Raw genomic sequence first — 14,677 nt, 5'->3', positions numbered from 1 at the left:
GAAATGGCCGCAGCCGCCCTATTGGGAGCAGCTGCGGCCACTAAGATTTTGATAACACTGCAGGCAGCTTTTGGCCGTGGCCTATGCGCAACACTTGTTACAGGCCGGTCTTGCGCGCCCTATTCAGCTGGTGCCGGTGAGGTGATTTGCGGCACCTCGGTGAAGGGTTCGATGCCGAAATAGGGATAGATCTCGCTCGGGAAGTAGACGACGCCGTCCTTGGCCACGAGTTCGATCGTCTTGATCGCCTTCATATCCTCGACCGGGTTGCCGGGCACGAGGAAGAAATCCGCCTTCTTGCCGGGCGTGATTGAGCCGATTTCACCGCCAAGATTCACATAGTCGGCGGCCTCCTGCGTCGCACGGGCAAGGATCTCAGCCGGGGTGAAGCCGACTTTCTGGTAGAGCTCCAGTTCACGGTGCAGGGTGAACGACCCACCCATGTCGGTGCCCATGAGAATGAGGATGCCGCGATCCTTCATCCGCTTCAGCGTGCCTGTGATCTGGTCGAAGGCACCCGCATAAGCGACGTCATCTTCCGGGGTTTCGATATTCGACCAGGCCGCGCGGGCATCGCGCTGGACGCCGACCGGCATGTGATCGACATAGTCCGCCATGCCGGCCTGGACTTCGCCATTGCGTGACAGGAGCAAGGCTTCATGGATCGCATAGGTCGGATCGATGGAGACATTGTTGGCGACCATGAGATCGAGCGTGTGCCGGACCTGTTCGCTGTCGAGATCGATCTTGGGCAGCCGCTGCAGGGCGGTGAGACGCAGGAGCGTGCGGGTGTCTTCGCCCTCTTCAAGGACCCAACCGAGCATGACCTGATTGATATGGGTCATCTCGTCATAGCCGGCCTCGATCATGGCATTGGCATTGGTGAAGGCCGGAACGTGGCCAGCGACGCCGAGTCCGCGTTTGCGGGCTTCGGCGACGACGGCGGGCACCCAGGCCGGGTTCATCGAGTTGTAGATCTTGACCTGGAAATAGTCGCCCTGGTCGGCATACCAGTCGACGGCGGCGACGGCTTCTTCCTCGCTGGAGACGAGGATGCCGTTATTCGAATTGAACGGGCTCTTGCCCTCGATGAAACCGTTTCTGACGATACGGGGACCGGCGAGGGTTCCGTCCCCGATCTTGCCGATCAGTTCGGCCAGCTTGGCATTGTCATTGCCCATGTCGCGGATCAGTGTGACGCCGGCAGCGATATTGAGCAGGGCATCGTCCTGGCCGACATGGCCGTGCATGTCCGCGAGGCCGGGAACGAGGGTGCCACCCTTGCCGTCGATGACGGTCTCGTCGGGGTGGCTGGCATTGGCGGCCTCGATGGCCTTAATCGTGGTGCCTTCAACGCGGACCGAGACCGGACCGGTGAGAGCCTTTTTCACGGGATCGAAAATGCGGACGTCGGCAATGCGGAGCGGACCGTCGAACTTGTGGGCGGTTGCCGCCTGGATGGCCTCGTAACGGGCCGAGGCGAGGCGGACAGCCAGCGCGGTCAGCTGGGCTTCGGCGTCTTCATAGCCCTTGCGTACGATCAGTAAGCGCGGCGAGACGAGCCCGAACAGCTGTTCTTCGCCGTCCATCAGGAAATAGGTCGGGTCGAGGCTTTTGCCGGTCAGGGCATAGGCCGTGGTGGCAATGGGTTCCGGGCCGCCATCGACGGTGACGTCTTCGAGCGCCTCGAGGCGCAGGGCACCCGCCGGCCAGGCGGGCAGCGTGTGGTCTGGGTCGGCGAGCAGGGCCTGGGCATAGACCGAGAGCGCATAGGGCGAGGCGTTCTGGGCAATGTAGATGCGGGGCTCGGTCGCTGGCTCGCTGCCCGGACCGGTCGTGTCGACCCAGCTGGCCGTGCCGTCATCGAGGGCGAAGGTTTCGGCGACCTTGTTACCGAAAGTGGTGTTGCCATCGATGGTCCAATGGGTCGGCAGGCCGTCTTCGCCAAGGATGATCGTCTCGGCCATTGTCGGGCCGCGGCCATTGTTGCGGTATTCATAGTCGACCTGGATGTCGGCGCCGATCGTGGTGGCGGTTAGTTCGCCGATATCGGCGCCAAACAGGCGGATCGTGTAGGCCTCGGTGACCGGTTGCGGCGCGGTCGGCGCTTCGACGAGGGTCTCGGGTTCGACCGGCGCGTCGTGGGTACAGGCCGTGAGCAGGAAGGCGCCCCCCAGCGCCGCCAGTGTGAGTCGGTTGATCATCGCGTGTCCTCCAGAAAGCCGAACGCCGTTGCGACGCTATCAGCGATTTAGGTGGCACAGATGAGCCGGGGAATCCAGAATGCAGGGCAAAAGTTTGCGACGCCTGTGGGGGCGCCTGGGGGTGGGGTACGGGTGTCTTGAGGGGGAGGTAGGGGTCAGGTGTTGGGGATGGGGCCCATGTCTCCGTATTCCCGGCAAAAGCCGGGATCTTTTGCGGCATGTCCGGACAGGATGGCCTGAGGCGCCAGGCATACGCCGGTGACACGGATGTGGGGTGTCTGTCAGAACCAGCCTCCGCCTGTCCGATACGGGTGCACGGAAACAGCCCGGACGATGCCCGGAGAGATCGTCCGACAATTGGATGATGATGACGCGGCCATTCCACATCACGCGCCATAGCATTTGCGAGCCCGGCCCGCCGGCGGCACGGAACCATGCCTTCAGGCGCTGGATGCGCCAGAAGATGAGCGGCCAGAGGGGCAGCAGGTATCAGGGCAGGCCCGGCATGGGGGTAAGGAGGGTGAAGACTGGCATAGCGACGCATTATACACCGGGTGCGGGAGGGTGTGGACAAGTGGCGAGAGACCGCACGAATTCCGCGGCCAGAGCCGACAGCCCGCCTATTGATTTACATCAAGGCAGCGTGGTCGCTATTCCCGTTCCTGAACATGAGGCGCATGTTTAGTTTCATTTCAAGGCGCGCCTGAATTATGAAGCTCAACGCAAACAAGTTATTCATCGCTGTTTCACTGACCGTGGCAATCGGCTGGCTGGTCTGCGTGGCACTCGTCGGATTTGCCCCCGGAAGCATGATGACCATGAGCGGACACATGATGCATTCCGACTTCCACGGCATGTCCTGGACCCTGAACATGACCGGCATCGTCGCAGGCCTGTTCATCTGGAGCCTGTCAGCCGGAGCGCTCGCATGGCTCGCGGCCACGATCTACGATTTCCTGCATAAGGACGAAACCTAGCGCACCAACATGTCGTCAGTCGTCAGATTGACACAACAGGAGCCTGATCAGATGACCAACCCCTTCCGAACACCGACCTTAAGACTCGCCACCGCCAGCCTGTTGTGCCTGTCGGCAACCGAACTGGCATCCTGCGCCTCCTGGCATCCGAAGCAGGCGCAGATGCAACATACCGAGCAGATGGGGCAGACAGAACAGAACGCCACCCCCACGCAAGCCGACTGCATGGCGATGAAGCAGCAGATGATGGCCGATATACACGGCGGGGACAAAGGCGCCACGTCGCCCGAGATGATGGCGATGCATCAGGCCTGCATGGACACGATGCCGGACATGATGCCGGACATGATGAAGGACTGCCCCAAAATGGAATCGGGCATGTGCACCATGATGAAATCCGATGACGGATCAATGATGCCGCAGACCGGCGAATAGATCGCCGTGCCAAAGGTGACGCAATGCGGGGAGAGCAGAACAGCTCCCCCCGTTTCGCTTTATGCCATTTCGATGATCGTGACATTGGCGATGCCTCCGCCTTCGCACATGGTTTGCAGGCCCCAGCGCTTGCCGCGGGCTTTCAGCCCGTAGATCAGCGTGGTCATCAGCTTGGTGCCGGTGGCACCGAGCGGGTGACCGAGGGCAATGGCACCGCCGTTCACGTTCAGCTTTTCCGGGTCTGCGCCGGTATGCTTCAGCCAGGCCATCGGGATGGAGGCGAAGGCTTCGTTGACCTCGTAGAGATCGATGTCGGCCATCTTCATGCCGGCGCGCTGCAGGGCGCGGTCTGTCGCGAAGAGCGGCTCTTCCAGCATGATGACCGGATCGCCTGCGGTGACGGTGAGATTGTGGATGCGGGCGAGCGGCGTGAGGCCATGGCGCTTGACGGCCTCGGCCGAGGCGATGAGCACGGCGGAGGCGCCGTCGCAGATCTGGCTGGCGGTGCCGGCGGTGAGGATGCCGCCCTCGGCCATTGTCTTGAGGCTGGCGAGGGCTTCCATCGTGGTGCCGGGGCGGATGCCTTCATCGGCATCATGCATGGCGATCTCGCCTTCGGGCGTGATGATTTCAACCGGCACGATCTCATCCTTGAAGGCTCCGGCCGCATGGGCCGCTGCGGCGCGGCGCTGGCTCTCGACGCCGAATGCATCGGTGATGTCGCGAGTGAAGCCATGTTTCTTGGCAACCATCTCGGCGCCGACAAACTGGCTGAAGCCCTTGATGCCGTATTTTTCCTTGATGCGGTCGGAGATGGGCGAGATGCCGGAGCCCGGCAGGAAGTTCGAGCCCATCGGCGCGCGGCTCATCGACTCGACGCCGCCTGCGATGATGACATCCTGCGTGCCGGACATGACCGCCTGCGCAGCGAACTGGATGGCCTGTTGCGACGAGCCGCACTGGCGGTCGATGGTGACGGCGGGAACGCTGTCGGGCAGGCCGGAGGCGAGCACGCAATTGCGCGCGACCTGGCCGGCCTGTTCGCCCGCCTGCGTGACGCAGCCGAAGATGACGTCTTCGATGGCGGCGGGGTCGATCCCGGCGCGGGCGACGACGGCGTCGAGCGCGCGGGCACCAAGGTCATTTGCGTGGATGCCCGAGAGGCGGCCATTGCGGCGGCCTCCGGCGGTGCGCACGGCGGCGCAGATATAGGCTTCGGCCATGGGTGGGTTTCCTTCCTTTGCGCCGGTGGGCGGCGGGTTGAGCGTGTATGGGAAGAATGTAGGCAGGGTTTCCTGAGGGTGAGCAAGGGAGGTGTTGGGGGTGAGGTGGAAACGCAGACGCGTTTCCGTTAAGGCAACCAAGTCACCGCCGATACCTGCGCAGGCAGGTATCCATGGACCCCTGCCTGCGCAGGGTCTGCGGCGAACGCTAGCTGTGGCTTGAAGCGGCGAACCTGTTGTGGACCCCCACCTAGCCTCGCCCTTTCAGGGGGAGGAACAGTCCGCGCTGTCAGCAGCGCGCGCGGGGCGGAGATGCAGGTCCTCGACTTGGGTCATGCGGCTGGGGTGCGCGAAACGGGCGCGGCGGGTAATGGTGGGTATCGTTGCGCTCGACCCACCCTACGATTGCTTTTTGAGAATAGCTGCCAAAGCTTCCAAGCGCCGGAACCCAAAAGGGCACCTGCTAGCGCGATGATGGCGATTCCTCATAGCGAAACACCAACACCCTTAGTGTACGTGTGGCTATAGAAAATCATGGCCGCCACAGCAGACATGCCTGTGAAGAATATGCCGCCGATGACCCGCCCGGACATCATCTGAAGTCTCCAACTACCGCCTGCCCCTAAAGCGGAATGTTGTCGTGCTTTTTCCAGGGGTTTTCGAGCTGCTTGGTGCGCAGGGCGCGCAGGGATTTGGCGATGCGTTTGCGGGTGGAGTGGGGCATGATCACGTCGTCGATATAGCCCCGGCGGGCGGCGACATAAGGGTTGGCAAAATTGTCTTCGTATTCCTTCGTCAGCTCAGCGATCTTTTCCGGGTTTCCCATCTCCTTGCGGTAGATGATCTCGACGGCGCCCTTGGCGCCCATCACGGCGATCTCGGCTGTGGGCCAGGCATAGTTGACGTCGCCGCGCAGGTGTTTGGAACTCATCACGTCATAGGCGCCGCCATAGGCTTTCCGTGTAATGACGGTAACCTTGGGAACGGTGGCTTCTGCATAGGCGAAGAGGAGCTTGGCGCCATGCTTGATGAGGCCGCCATATTCCTGCTTGGTGCCCGGCATGAAGCCCGGCACGTCGACGAAGGTGACGACGGGAATGTTGAAACAGTCGCAGAAGCGCACGAAGCGGGCCGCCTTGCGGGAGGCGTCGATGTCGAGCACGCCGGCGAGCGTCATCGGCTGGTTGGCGACGAAGCCGACCGTGGAGCCCTCGATACGGCCAAAGCCGCAGATGATGTTGGCGCCGAAATTCGGGCTGATCTCGAAGAAGTCGCCTTCGTCGGCAACCTTCATGATCAGTTCCTTCATATCATAGGGCGTGTTCGGGTTTGGCGGTATCAGCGTGTCGAGGCTGTTCTCGGTCCGCTCCATCTCGTCATGCACGGGGCGGACGGGCGCGTCTTCGCGGTTTGACAGCGGCAGGAAATCGATCAGGCGGCGCATTTGCGTCAGCGCCTCGATATCATTCTCGAAGGCGCCGTCGACAACGCCGGATTTGGCCGCATGGACGGAGGCGCCGCCGAGGGTCTCGTGGGTGACCTCCTCATTGGTGACGGTTTTCACGACGTCAGGGCCGGTGACGTACATGTAGGACGTGTCCTTCACCATGAAGATGAAGTCTGTCAGGGCGGGCGAATAGACGTCGCCGCCGGCGCACGGACCCATGATGACGGAGATTTGCGGGATCACGCCGGAGGAGAGGACGTTTTCCATGAAGATGTCGGCATAACCGGCGAGCGAATCAACGCCCTCCTGGATGCGCGCGCCGCCGGCATCGAAGATGCCGACAACCGGCGCGCCGTTCTGCACGGCCATCTTCTGGACCTTGACGATCTTGTCGGCATGGGCGCGGCTGAGGCTGCCGCCGAAGACGGTGAAGTCCTTGGAGAAGACGTAGACGAGGCGGCCATTTATGGTGCCCTGGCCGGTGACGACGCCGTCACCGGGGATTTTCTGGTCCTGCATGCCGAAATCGGCGCAACGATGTTCCACGAACATATCGAATTCTTCGAAACTGTCCTCGTCGAGCAGGACGGCGACGCGTTCGCGGGCGGACAGCTTGCCCTTTTCGTGCTGCTTCTCGATCCGAGCGGCGCCGCCACCCTGACGGGCTGCTTCGCGGCGTGCTTCCAGAGCTTCGATAACGTCCTGCATTCGGGGCCTCTCCCTGCCATAAACCTGTGGCCGAGACTGATAAACAGCCCATCAGCAATGGCAAGTGTGGCAATGGGTGACGGCGCGGCAGCGATGGCAGGGCACCGGGCATGAAAAAGGCCCCGATCCGGAGACCGGGGCCCTTGTCCGAGATGCCATATCAGTAGCCGCGATGGCCGTAATTACCGCGGCCATGATCATTCCGGGCTTTCTGGTCGCCGCGGTGGCCTGCAGCGGGGATACCTTCGATATTCACCACATAGCCGCGCCGCACTGAACAGGTCACGTCGCTTTCCCGCTCGCGGCGACGGGCCTCGAACTCGACATCGTCGAGGCGCACGCGGAAGTCGTATGGGCCGGTCTGGCGGACGCGGCGGTCATCGTCGAAATCCACGTCGCGATAGCCGATGCGGTAGGCCTGTTTCGCCACCGCGCGGCGGCAGGCCTGGAGCGCATCGCGGCGCAGGCTGCTGACCTCACGCTCGGACTGGCGCCACTGGTTGAGGCGGTAGCTGCCGCGATAATCGCGGGTGTCACGCCGGTCGCGACTATTGTGGCCGACCTGGAGGGTGAGTGGCGTGTTGGTGGCGAGCTTGTGCTCGAATTGCACGATCGCCCCGCGAACCGGGTCTGCGGCAGCAGGGGCAGCGAAGAGCGCCGGTACAGCAAACGCTGCAGCAGCCACTCGGAAGGTCATGATGCGATTTATCATGGGTGCAGGAAAACATGGGGCGCAGGAACCGGGGCTGAAGCCGATGTTCATCCTGCATTCGGCTGCGAAAAGCGGGAAACGGGCCGGATCAGGCCAGCGCGCGGAACCAGACGCCGAGGGCCTTGGCTTCCAGCCGCTTGTTCTCTGTCGCCGCCTTGGCTTCGGCGTCTTCGCCCCAATGTTCGGCCTGCCAGGCTTCATCGATGCGGGAGACTTCATAGGCGTCTTCGGCGCTCATCGCTTCCTGCTCCACGGCCAGCGCGAGCAGGGCCGAGCCATAAAGGCCGGCGCCATAGACGAGGCCGGTGAGGCGGAAGACGTCGAGGCCGAGCGCGTGGTCGCGGGCCGCATTAAGCGAGGCGTCTGGCTGGGGCGAGGCGACGATGCCGACCACGGAGACGAGGTTGACGCCGAGCGTGTCGCCGGCCCAGTCGCGCACCGGCGCCCAGTGGGATTCCTCACTCTCGGCGAGCTCGTCGGGCGTTTCGGCGATATGGCAGATCAGGTCGGTCTCGCAATAGCGGGCGAGTTCGTCGGCCATGTCGTCGCGCGTCTCTTCCGTGCGGTCGATGGCGACATTGGCGAGACGGGTGAGGTGCATGGCCAGGAGATCGATATGCTCTTCCTGGGCGTTCCACTCGGCGGCGACGGCCTTGGCGAGGCGTTCGCTGGGCAGGGTGAGCGCGGCGCGGCCCGGCGTCTTTATGGTGCGGCCATCGAGCGCCACGGTCCAGCCGCCGTCGATGGGTTCGATGCCGGCCTTCTTATAGAAGCGTTTGGGTTGGTTGGAACTTGTCATGCCGCAGGCTTTAGGCCCGCTGGCGCGCAGTTCCAAGTGGCATTTCAGACTTTTGGCTGTGTGGCGAAGTTCTGGGCCGACATGAAGTCAGGTGCAGGACGTCTTCAACCCGGCGCGCCTCTGGTTCCAGCAGGATTAGCGTCTGGCCGTAACGAACGATCCGGAGGGTCTCGTCCTTGAGGCTGGTTTCGACAATCACGCGAAATTCTGCTCCGAGCGCCGGTATATAAGCTGGCAGGATCTCGCCGCGCTGGATCTCTTTTTCCAGTGGTGAACTGCGCAGGCAGATTTTCTGGGCGGTGGGCCCGACATCACAAGTCTCTCTGCCCACCTTGAAGTTGCGATCAAAGACATCACAGTCCGACTGGATAAAGTGATTGATCGGCGCTGGGCCTGCCTCGGCCTCTCGAAGCATTATGAACGCCAGGAAGACGCCAAGCATGATCGCACCGGCGGCGACGACACAGGCTTCAAACTTCCAAGACACGAGCTGTCTGTTTTTTGTTTTGCGCTTTTCCATACCGGTCCACCGCGGCGGGCAGGCATCAGTTCCCGGGGTTCAGACCGAACCGGGCGAGGCTTTCCTGCAGCGTGGCAAACGAGAGGTGAACCTCGTGGGCCCCGACCGCTTCGAGTTCTCCGGCTGTGCCGAAGCCCCAGCTGACGCCCAGTGTACGCACACCGGCAGCGTTGCCCATGTTGACGTCGTGGATGGCATCGCCGATCATCAGGCTCTGATGCGGCTCTGCGCCCAGCGCGCCCATGGCCTGTTCGACCATGAACGGGTGTGGCTTGCCGGGGCCGTCATCGGCGCACCAGATTGTATCGAAATAGGATTCGAGCGGGTGCATCTCGAAAATGGCCCGGATGCCGCGATGCGACTTGCCCGTAGCCATGGCGATCAGCCAGTTGTCATCGCGCAGCTGCTGCAGCGTTTCCATCGCGCCGTCATAGAGCGGCTCGAGGAAGCCGGGCTCGGTGCGGCGCAGGATGAAGGCATCGCGATAGGCACCGACGAGATCGTCCAGCTTGCCGTCAGAGATGTCGTCCGGCGCGAGGATGCGGCAGCCATCATGCAGGCTGAGGCCGACAATTTTGCGCGTCTCGTCATGCGCTGGCGGGGCGAGATCGCAGGTCTCGAAGGCGCGGGTCATCGCCGCCAGGATGACGTCACGGCTGTCGACGATGGTGCCGTCCATGTCCCAGATCGCGAGTTTCAGCATCAGACGAAAGGCGCCAGCGGGTTCTTGCCCGCCTCCTGTTCAAGGAAGCCGAGGGTTTCGAACGTCTCTTTCATGTGCGGCGACAGTGGCGCGACGATGCTGAGCGGCTTGCCATGTTCGCGCGGGACGATCAGCGCGCGGGCGTGCAGGTGCATGCCATGGGCGAGGCCGTTGGGCACTTCGCGGCGGCTCTTGTATTTGAAGTCCCCGAGGATCGACGTGTCCATTTCCAGCATGTGGAAGCGCAGCTGGTGCATGCGGCCTGTCAGCGGCTTGAGGGCGACCCAGGCGGCCTTCTGCCCGGCCGTCGAGATGACGGCATAGTCGGTGATCGAATGCTTGGCACCTTCGATACCCTGTGAGCTGCGGATCATCCGCTCACGGTCGGCGTCGCGGTGCTTGATTTTCGGATTGACCGGACGCCAGCCGCTTTCCTCGCGGTCGTCGGGCACGCCCTTGACCATCCAACAGCGGATCTGGCCGAAGGGCGGGTTGGGCACGCCGACGGTAACGGCCCAATAGACTTTGTCCATTTCACGGCCCCGGAACAGGTCACCCAGGCGCGCGGCAGCGGCGGGGTATTTGGCGACGAGCAGGACGCCGGACGTATCCTTGTCGAGCCGGTGGACGAGAACCGGGCGGTGCTGGCCTTCGGACAAAGCAGGCAACATGCCGTCGATATGGCGCCCCTGCCCCGACCCGCCCTGCACGGCAATGCCGGCAGGCTTGTTGAAGGCAATCATCTCGTCGTCTTCGTAGATGATAAGGTCTTTTAGGAAGTCGCGGTCCTTTTGCGTGGCATTCGCCGCCGGGTCGCGCTGGCGCGGGGCTTCGCCGTCAAGGATTGGCAGGCGCACGGCCATGCCCTCCGACAGCCGCATGTTTGCCTTGGCGCGGCCGCCATCGACGCGGACCTGGCCGGTGCGCAGCCATTTCTCGACCTGGCCCTGCGTGACCGGCACGCGGCGCTTGATCCAGCGGTCGAGGCGCGTGCCTTCTTCCTTGTCGGTAACGGTTTCGGTAATGATCTGGCCGCTCATGCGAGCACCTTCCGTGTAATGTAAAGCGCCGCCATCAGCGCTAGGACCGAGACGGTGAAAGAGACGAGCGCATAGCTGAGCGCGCGCATGTAAGCGCCGGATTCCATCATGATGACGACTTCGCGTGAAAAGGCGGAGAATGTGGTGAATCCGCCGAGCAGGCCGGTGCCGAGGAACATCAGCCATGCGCCTTGCGACGGGCCCTGCCGGTGCATCAGCCAGGCCATCAACACGCCCATCAGGGCGCTGCCGACAATATTGACGATCAGGGTCGCGCCCGCCGCGCCGCCCAGGGGCATGCGCACGGCGGCAAATCCGACGCTGTGCCGGAGCATGGCGCCGAGGGCGCCGCCTGCTGCTACGAGTAAAAATCCGTTCATGAGCCGCCTTCTACGCCGGACGGCGGCGAATCGCCAGCGGCAATGGCAACGGGTCTTGCGCGGGCGTGTTTTCCGGCTCAAATGAGCGCGGCACGCGGGTGTAGCTCAATGGTAGAGCTTTTGCTTCCCAAGCAAGTGACGAGGGTTCGATTCCCTTCACCCGCTCCAGACTTCGCTCAGGGCAGACGGGAGACGAGCACGGCGACCATTATACCGTAGATGGCCATGATCGACACGGTCTTGGCGACGGCGCCGAAAATATAGGGCTTGAGATCGTTCCATGAGGTCTGGCGGGCAATGTCGGCCACCGCTTCGGCGACTTCCTTGTGCAGGGTCTCGCGATCATGGCCGGCAAGTGAGATGAGCAATTTGTGGGATCGCGGCTGGGGCTGGGATTGGGCTTCTGCCAGCACTTGCTCGAACACGAGCGCCGCAACGGTTTCGCGCAAGGCGCGCAGGGGATGCCAGCCATTGCGCAGCATCGAACTTATCACATAGCGGGCGGTCGGGGAAACGACCCAGGCGTCTCGGATCAGGAAGACGACGAGCGCGGTGCCGACGGAGATGGAAATCGCCTTGTCGCTGAGGCCATGCGCGCGCCAGACGATCCAGAGCGTGGCGAGGATGGCCGCTTTCACGCCCGTGGCGATGGCAAAGTGGCGGAAACTCGTTTTCAGGAATTTATGGGCTTCGCGCCGGATGCGGATGCGCGCCTCCTGGGCGGCGGCCTCAATCGCCTTGTTCTTGCGGCTGGCGACTTCGCCCGAGAGGAGTTTGCGCGCGAGCGCCGCACCCGCCGTGAGGGCGGAAACAATCAGAATGGCAGGGTGCATGAATTTCCTGTCGGGACGTCTCATCTATCTCATAGCAATCCTAGCATGAAACGCTGGGCGTGGCGCGCCACACCTGCAGGATCGCGCACAAGGGAGTAACCCGCAACCATTGCCAGCGCTGCCACGGTGAGCGGGCGCTTTTCAATGATCGACTTTATCGCGTCGAATGGCAGGTCTGCCAGGGCATCAGCGGCCGCGTCCTCGATATTGTCCACTTCCTCCGACGAAGAGCGCTGGGGCTGGAGAAAGAGATAGAGGCAGGCGCAGGCGGCCGACAGCAGCAGCGCCGCCACGGTGAAGCTGGCACCGACAATGCCCATCATGCTGGCAAGTGCGAGCGTTGAAGCGACTGCAAGCGCAAACACGCCGCCGAGACCGAAGACGATCCCGGCGACTGCCGCGAAGAGACGAAGTTTCGTCGTGTCCATTGAGGCTTAGTTCCGGCGGAGCATCGCGAGGACGAGCCCAGCGCCGAAAGCGATACCGATAGCGGTCAGCGGGTTTTCGCGGATGCGCGTCTCGACGGCATCCTTGGCCTCTTCCACTTCGCTGCCGGCCCTCCTGGCCAGTTCAGTCCCTTTTTCCACGCCTTTCTGAGCGCGTACGGTTGCGAGGCTGCGCATATCCTTAACGACTTCGCGAAGGTCGTCACGCAGGGCGGCAATATCGCCCTTCAGGGCGTCGACATCGTCATTGATCTCTGATTTGAGCGCGGCACTTGTAGCGGTCTTGGTGTTCATTCTGAGCTCCTTGTTGTTGGTCATTCGCGTCCAATCAACGGCTTAGCGGGCGCTGTTTTTCATACTGACAAAAGGAATCCGCTGGAAATACGCGAAACTCCCTAGTCTTGCGGTTGCGAGGCCCGTTTAAACGGCGAAATGGTTGCGCTTCGCGTGGGCGCGTGAGGCAGGAGGTCGGACGTCCGCCACCGCCCCAATGGCCGGGCCTTGAACACCATGCCGTCGAAATCATGCGTCTCGACCGAGACCCCAGATGTGGTCACATTCAGGCTGTTGAGGGCCGGAAGCGCGTTGCGAAGGCGTGTAGAAAGTGTGCCGGCCGAGATCGCGATATAGTTGCCGGTTGCTTCGCGGATCAGTTCGGCGTGGGGCGTGTGCACGTGTCCGGTCAGGAGAACCGCGATATCGCTGGCGGCCAGCATTTCGCTGGCCAGCGCGCCGCGCCGGGTGCGCGTCCTGAGCGGTGCATCTGTCGGGGACCGGAAGGGATGGTGGCAGGCGAGCATGCGGAGCGAATCAGCTGGCGCATCGCGGGAGACAATATCGGCGAGATGATCAAGGCGGACTGAACCTTCCGCCCAGTTCGACCGCGCCTGCCACCCCCGCGCCGTGTTCAAGCCGTCAATGCTGACACCCCCGATCTGGAGCATGTCGCTTCGGACGGGGAAATAGGAATGGTGGCGCTGGAACGGCCGACGCGCGCGCGACAGCACGTTCAGCAGCGGCGTGTCATGGTTTCCCGGAACGATCAGGGTCGGCCGGGCCAGGGTATCGATCCAGTCGCGGGCGGCCTGGAATTCGCGGTACTTGCCGCGCTGGGTCATGTCACCGCTGACCACGATCACATCCGGCTCAAGTACGCTTATCCGCGATGCGGCCGCATCGATAGCGCGCGGGTCCTCGGTTCCGAAGTGCAGATCTGCCAGCTGGACAATGCGCATCACGTGGGCCGGGCGCGCAGGACGTTCGCGGCATGGCGTTTGAGGCTGATAATCGTGCCACTCGGCATGGTGACGGTCTCGCCATCAACGGTTGCCGCAAATTCAATCCCGTCAACGTCCGTAATCAAAACGGTCTTCGTCTCGTCGATCTCGATCGAGTCCGCGTCGCGCCAGCCATTCGCCAGGGCGTCCACGGCTATGGCCATCCAGTCGAATGTCGTCTGCGGATGGATCGCGGCAACCTTGAGCCGGGGTGCTGAACCACCGCCAATCACGACCGCAGCGGCAACCGCGTCGAATGTCTGGTTTCCCGATGCGTGCACGGACTCGAGACGCAGACGCCGGTCGAGCGTGAGTGCGTCCGAATTGATCGCCAGTTGAGCGGCCTCGAGCAACTGGCCGTGCCGGGCCGCTTCACGCGACTCGGCGAGCGCTGTCATCTGCCCCATCATGGCGGCCACGAAGAACATGTGTTCCGAGACACACCCGGCAGAGAAGGGCTCGGGCGCTGGCGCGCGCAGCGCGATGCCCATTATCTTTTTCCAGTCCATTTCCTCGCCGTGCAGGCGCTTGTGAACCAGGTTCATGGTGCCGCCCGGCAGCGCGAGCACGGGGGGACCGGACGGACCGCTGGCCGACAGGGCGCAGGCCACAGACCCGTCACCGCCCCATACAATCAAGGCATCGGGCCCGGACGCAATCGCCGTATGGACGGCGGAATTCAGTTCGCCGGCACCAACCGGGACAATATCCGCCGACAGGCCGAGCGCCTGGAGCTATGACTGAATCTGGTGTTTGAGCGGTTTGAAGGTTGGCGGCGTATCTGGTTGTTTTGTTGTTGTGAGACAGCAACCCAACCCAAGGAGATACACCGCCATGGAAACGAGTAACATTGTTGATTTTGCGCGTCGAGACGGGATGACGGACGCGCTGACGGATTTGTTGAGAACAGGGGCGCAGCAATTGATCGCGACAGCAGTTGATGCTGAGCTCGAAGGCTTCCTCGCGCAATTTG

General features: G+C 62.8%; 16 protein-coding genes, 1 tRNA gene and 1 pseudogene. 4 read left to right on the top strand and 14 right to left on the bottom strand.

What is annotated here, in order from left to right; genetic code table 11:
* Positions 1-119: 119 nt before the first annotated feature.
* Entirely contained in the window at positions 120-2,204 is a 2,085-nt protein-coding gene (locus ACESNB_RS05260; RefSeq protein WP_373004893.1) for an amidohydrolase family protein, read from the bottom strand.
* Positions 2,205-2,914: 710 nt separating this feature from the next.
* On the opposite strand from ACESNB_RS05260, the gene ACESNB_RS05255 reads away from it, so the two are divergent.
* Together ACESNB_RS05255 and ACESNB_RS05250 are read left to right on the top strand one after the other, a co-directional pair.
* Complete coding sequence (locus tag ACESNB_RS05255; protein WP_373004890.1) at positions 2,915-3,181, top strand: DUF5676 family membrane protein; 267 nt, start codon at positions 2,915-2,917, stop codon at positions 3,179-3,181.
* A 51-nt stretch (positions 3,182-3,232) separates the two neighbouring features.
* Positions 3,233-3,616, top strand: a complete 384-nt coding sequence (locus tag ACESNB_RS05250; protein ID WP_373004887.1) for a hypothetical protein — start codon at positions 3,233-3,235, stop codon at positions 3,614-3,616.
* Positions 3,617-3,675: 59 nt separating this feature from the next.
* Here ACESNB_RS05250 and ACESNB_RS05245 read toward each other — a convergent pair whose 3' ends face one another.
* From ACESNB_RS05245 to ACESNB_RS05210, 8 genes are all read right to left on the bottom strand, one after another.
* Positions 3,676-4,839, bottom strand: coding sequence for an acetyl-CoA C-acetyltransferase (locus ACESNB_RS05245; protein ID WP_373004885.1), 1,164 nt, complete (start codon positions 4,837-4,839; stop codon positions 3,676-3,678).
* Positions 4,840-5,461: 622 nt separating this feature from the next.
* Complete coding sequence (locus ACESNB_RS05240) at positions 5,462-6,994, bottom strand: acyl-CoA carboxylase subunit beta (RefSeq protein ID WP_373004882.1); 1,533 nt, start codon at positions 6,992-6,994, stop codon at positions 5,462-5,464.
* A gap of 160 nt (positions 6,995-7,154) precedes the next feature.
* A complete protein-coding gene (locus ACESNB_RS05235) occupies positions 7,155-7,691 on the bottom strand; it encodes a hypothetical protein (protein WP_373004879.1) in 537 nt (178 codons plus the stop codon).
* A gap of 103 nt (positions 7,692-7,794) precedes the next feature.
* Positions 7,795-8,505: an ATP12 family chaperone protein gene (locus tag ACESNB_RS05230; protein WP_373004876.1), complete on the bottom strand. Its 711-nt coding sequence runs from the start codon at positions 8,503-8,505 to the stop codon at positions 7,795-7,797.
* A 10-nt stretch (positions 8,506-8,515) separates the two neighbouring features.
* The gene (locus ACESNB_RS05225) at positions 8,516-9,025 is read right to left on the bottom strand and encodes a hypothetical protein (RefSeq protein WP_373004873.1); all 510 of its coding nucleotides are present in this window, start codon (positions 9,023-9,025) and stop codon (positions 8,516-8,518) included.
* A 25-nt stretch (positions 9,026-9,050) separates the two neighbouring features.
* Positions 9,051-9,728 carry an HAD-IA family hydrolase gene (locus ACESNB_RS05220; protein ID WP_373004870.1) on the bottom strand — a complete coding sequence of 226 codons (678 nt, stop codon included), beginning with the start codon at positions 9,726-9,728 and terminating at the stop codon, positions 9,051-9,053.
* Positions 9,728-10,768, bottom strand: coding sequence for a pseudouridine synthase (locus ACESNB_RS05215; RefSeq protein WP_373004867.1), 1,041 nt, complete (start codon positions 10,766-10,768; stop codon positions 9,728-9,730). Before ACESNB_RS05215 ends, ACESNB_RS05220 begins: the two co-directional genes overlap by 1 nt.
* A complete protein-coding gene (locus tag ACESNB_RS05210; protein WP_373004864.1) occupies positions 10,765-11,148 on the bottom strand; it encodes a CrcB family protein in 384 nt (127 codons plus the stop codon). Before ACESNB_RS05210 ends, ACESNB_RS05215 begins: the two co-directional genes overlap by 4 nt.
* Positions 11,149-11,242: 94 nt before the next feature.
* Between ACESNB_RS05210 and ACESNB_RS05205 the strand changes: the two genes are divergently transcribed.
* Positions 11,243-11,316, top strand: a tRNA-Gly gene (locus ACESNB_RS05205).
* An 8-nt stretch (positions 11,317-11,324) separates the two neighbouring features.
* Here the strand turns inward: ACESNB_RS05205 and ACESNB_RS05200 are convergent.
* The 5 genes from ACESNB_RS05200 to ACESNB_RS05180 form a co-directional block, all read right to left on the bottom strand.
* The gene (locus tag ACESNB_RS05200; RefSeq protein WP_373004861.1) at positions 11,325-11,981 is read right to left on the bottom strand and encodes a hypothetical protein; all 657 of its coding nucleotides are present in this window, start codon (positions 11,979-11,981) and stop codon (positions 11,325-11,327) included.
* A gap of 29 nt (positions 11,982-12,010) precedes the next feature.
* Positions 12,011-12,409: a hypothetical protein gene (locus tag ACESNB_RS05195; RefSeq protein WP_373004858.1), complete on the bottom strand. Its 399-nt coding sequence runs from the start codon at positions 12,407-12,409 to the stop codon at positions 12,011-12,013.
* A 6-nt stretch (positions 12,410-12,415) separates the two neighbouring features.
* Positions 12,416-12,721, bottom strand: coding sequence for a YqjD family protein (locus tag ACESNB_RS05190; RefSeq protein WP_373004855.1), 306 nt, complete (start codon positions 12,719-12,721; stop codon positions 12,416-12,418).
* A gap of 101 nt (positions 12,722-12,822) precedes the next feature.
* Positions 12,823-13,662, bottom strand: coding sequence for a metallophosphoesterase (locus tag ACESNB_RS05185; RefSeq protein WP_373004851.1), 840 nt, complete (start codon positions 13,660-13,662; stop codon positions 12,823-12,825).
* Complete coding sequence (locus ACESNB_RS05180) at positions 13,662-14,411, bottom strand: diacylglycerol kinase family protein (RefSeq protein WP_373005022.1); 750 nt, start codon at positions 14,409-14,411, stop codon at positions 13,662-13,664. The genes ACESNB_RS05185 and ACESNB_RS05180 overlap by 1 nt, the downstream gene beginning before the upstream one ends.
* A 127-nt stretch (positions 14,412-14,538) precedes the next feature.
* On the opposite strand from ACESNB_RS05180, the pseudogene ACESNB_RS05175 reads away from it, so the two are divergent.
* A pseudogene (locus ACESNB_RS05175) lies at positions 14,539-14,677 on the top strand (IS256 family transposase); the annotation flags it as partial.

Source organism: Hyphomonas sp., from assembly GCF_041689225.1.
In the GTDB taxonomy this organism is placed as follows: domain Bacteria; phylum Pseudomonadota; class Alphaproteobacteria; order Caulobacterales; family Hyphomonadaceae; genus Hyphomonas.
This window is presented reverse-complemented; position numbering and strand designations above follow the sequence as displayed.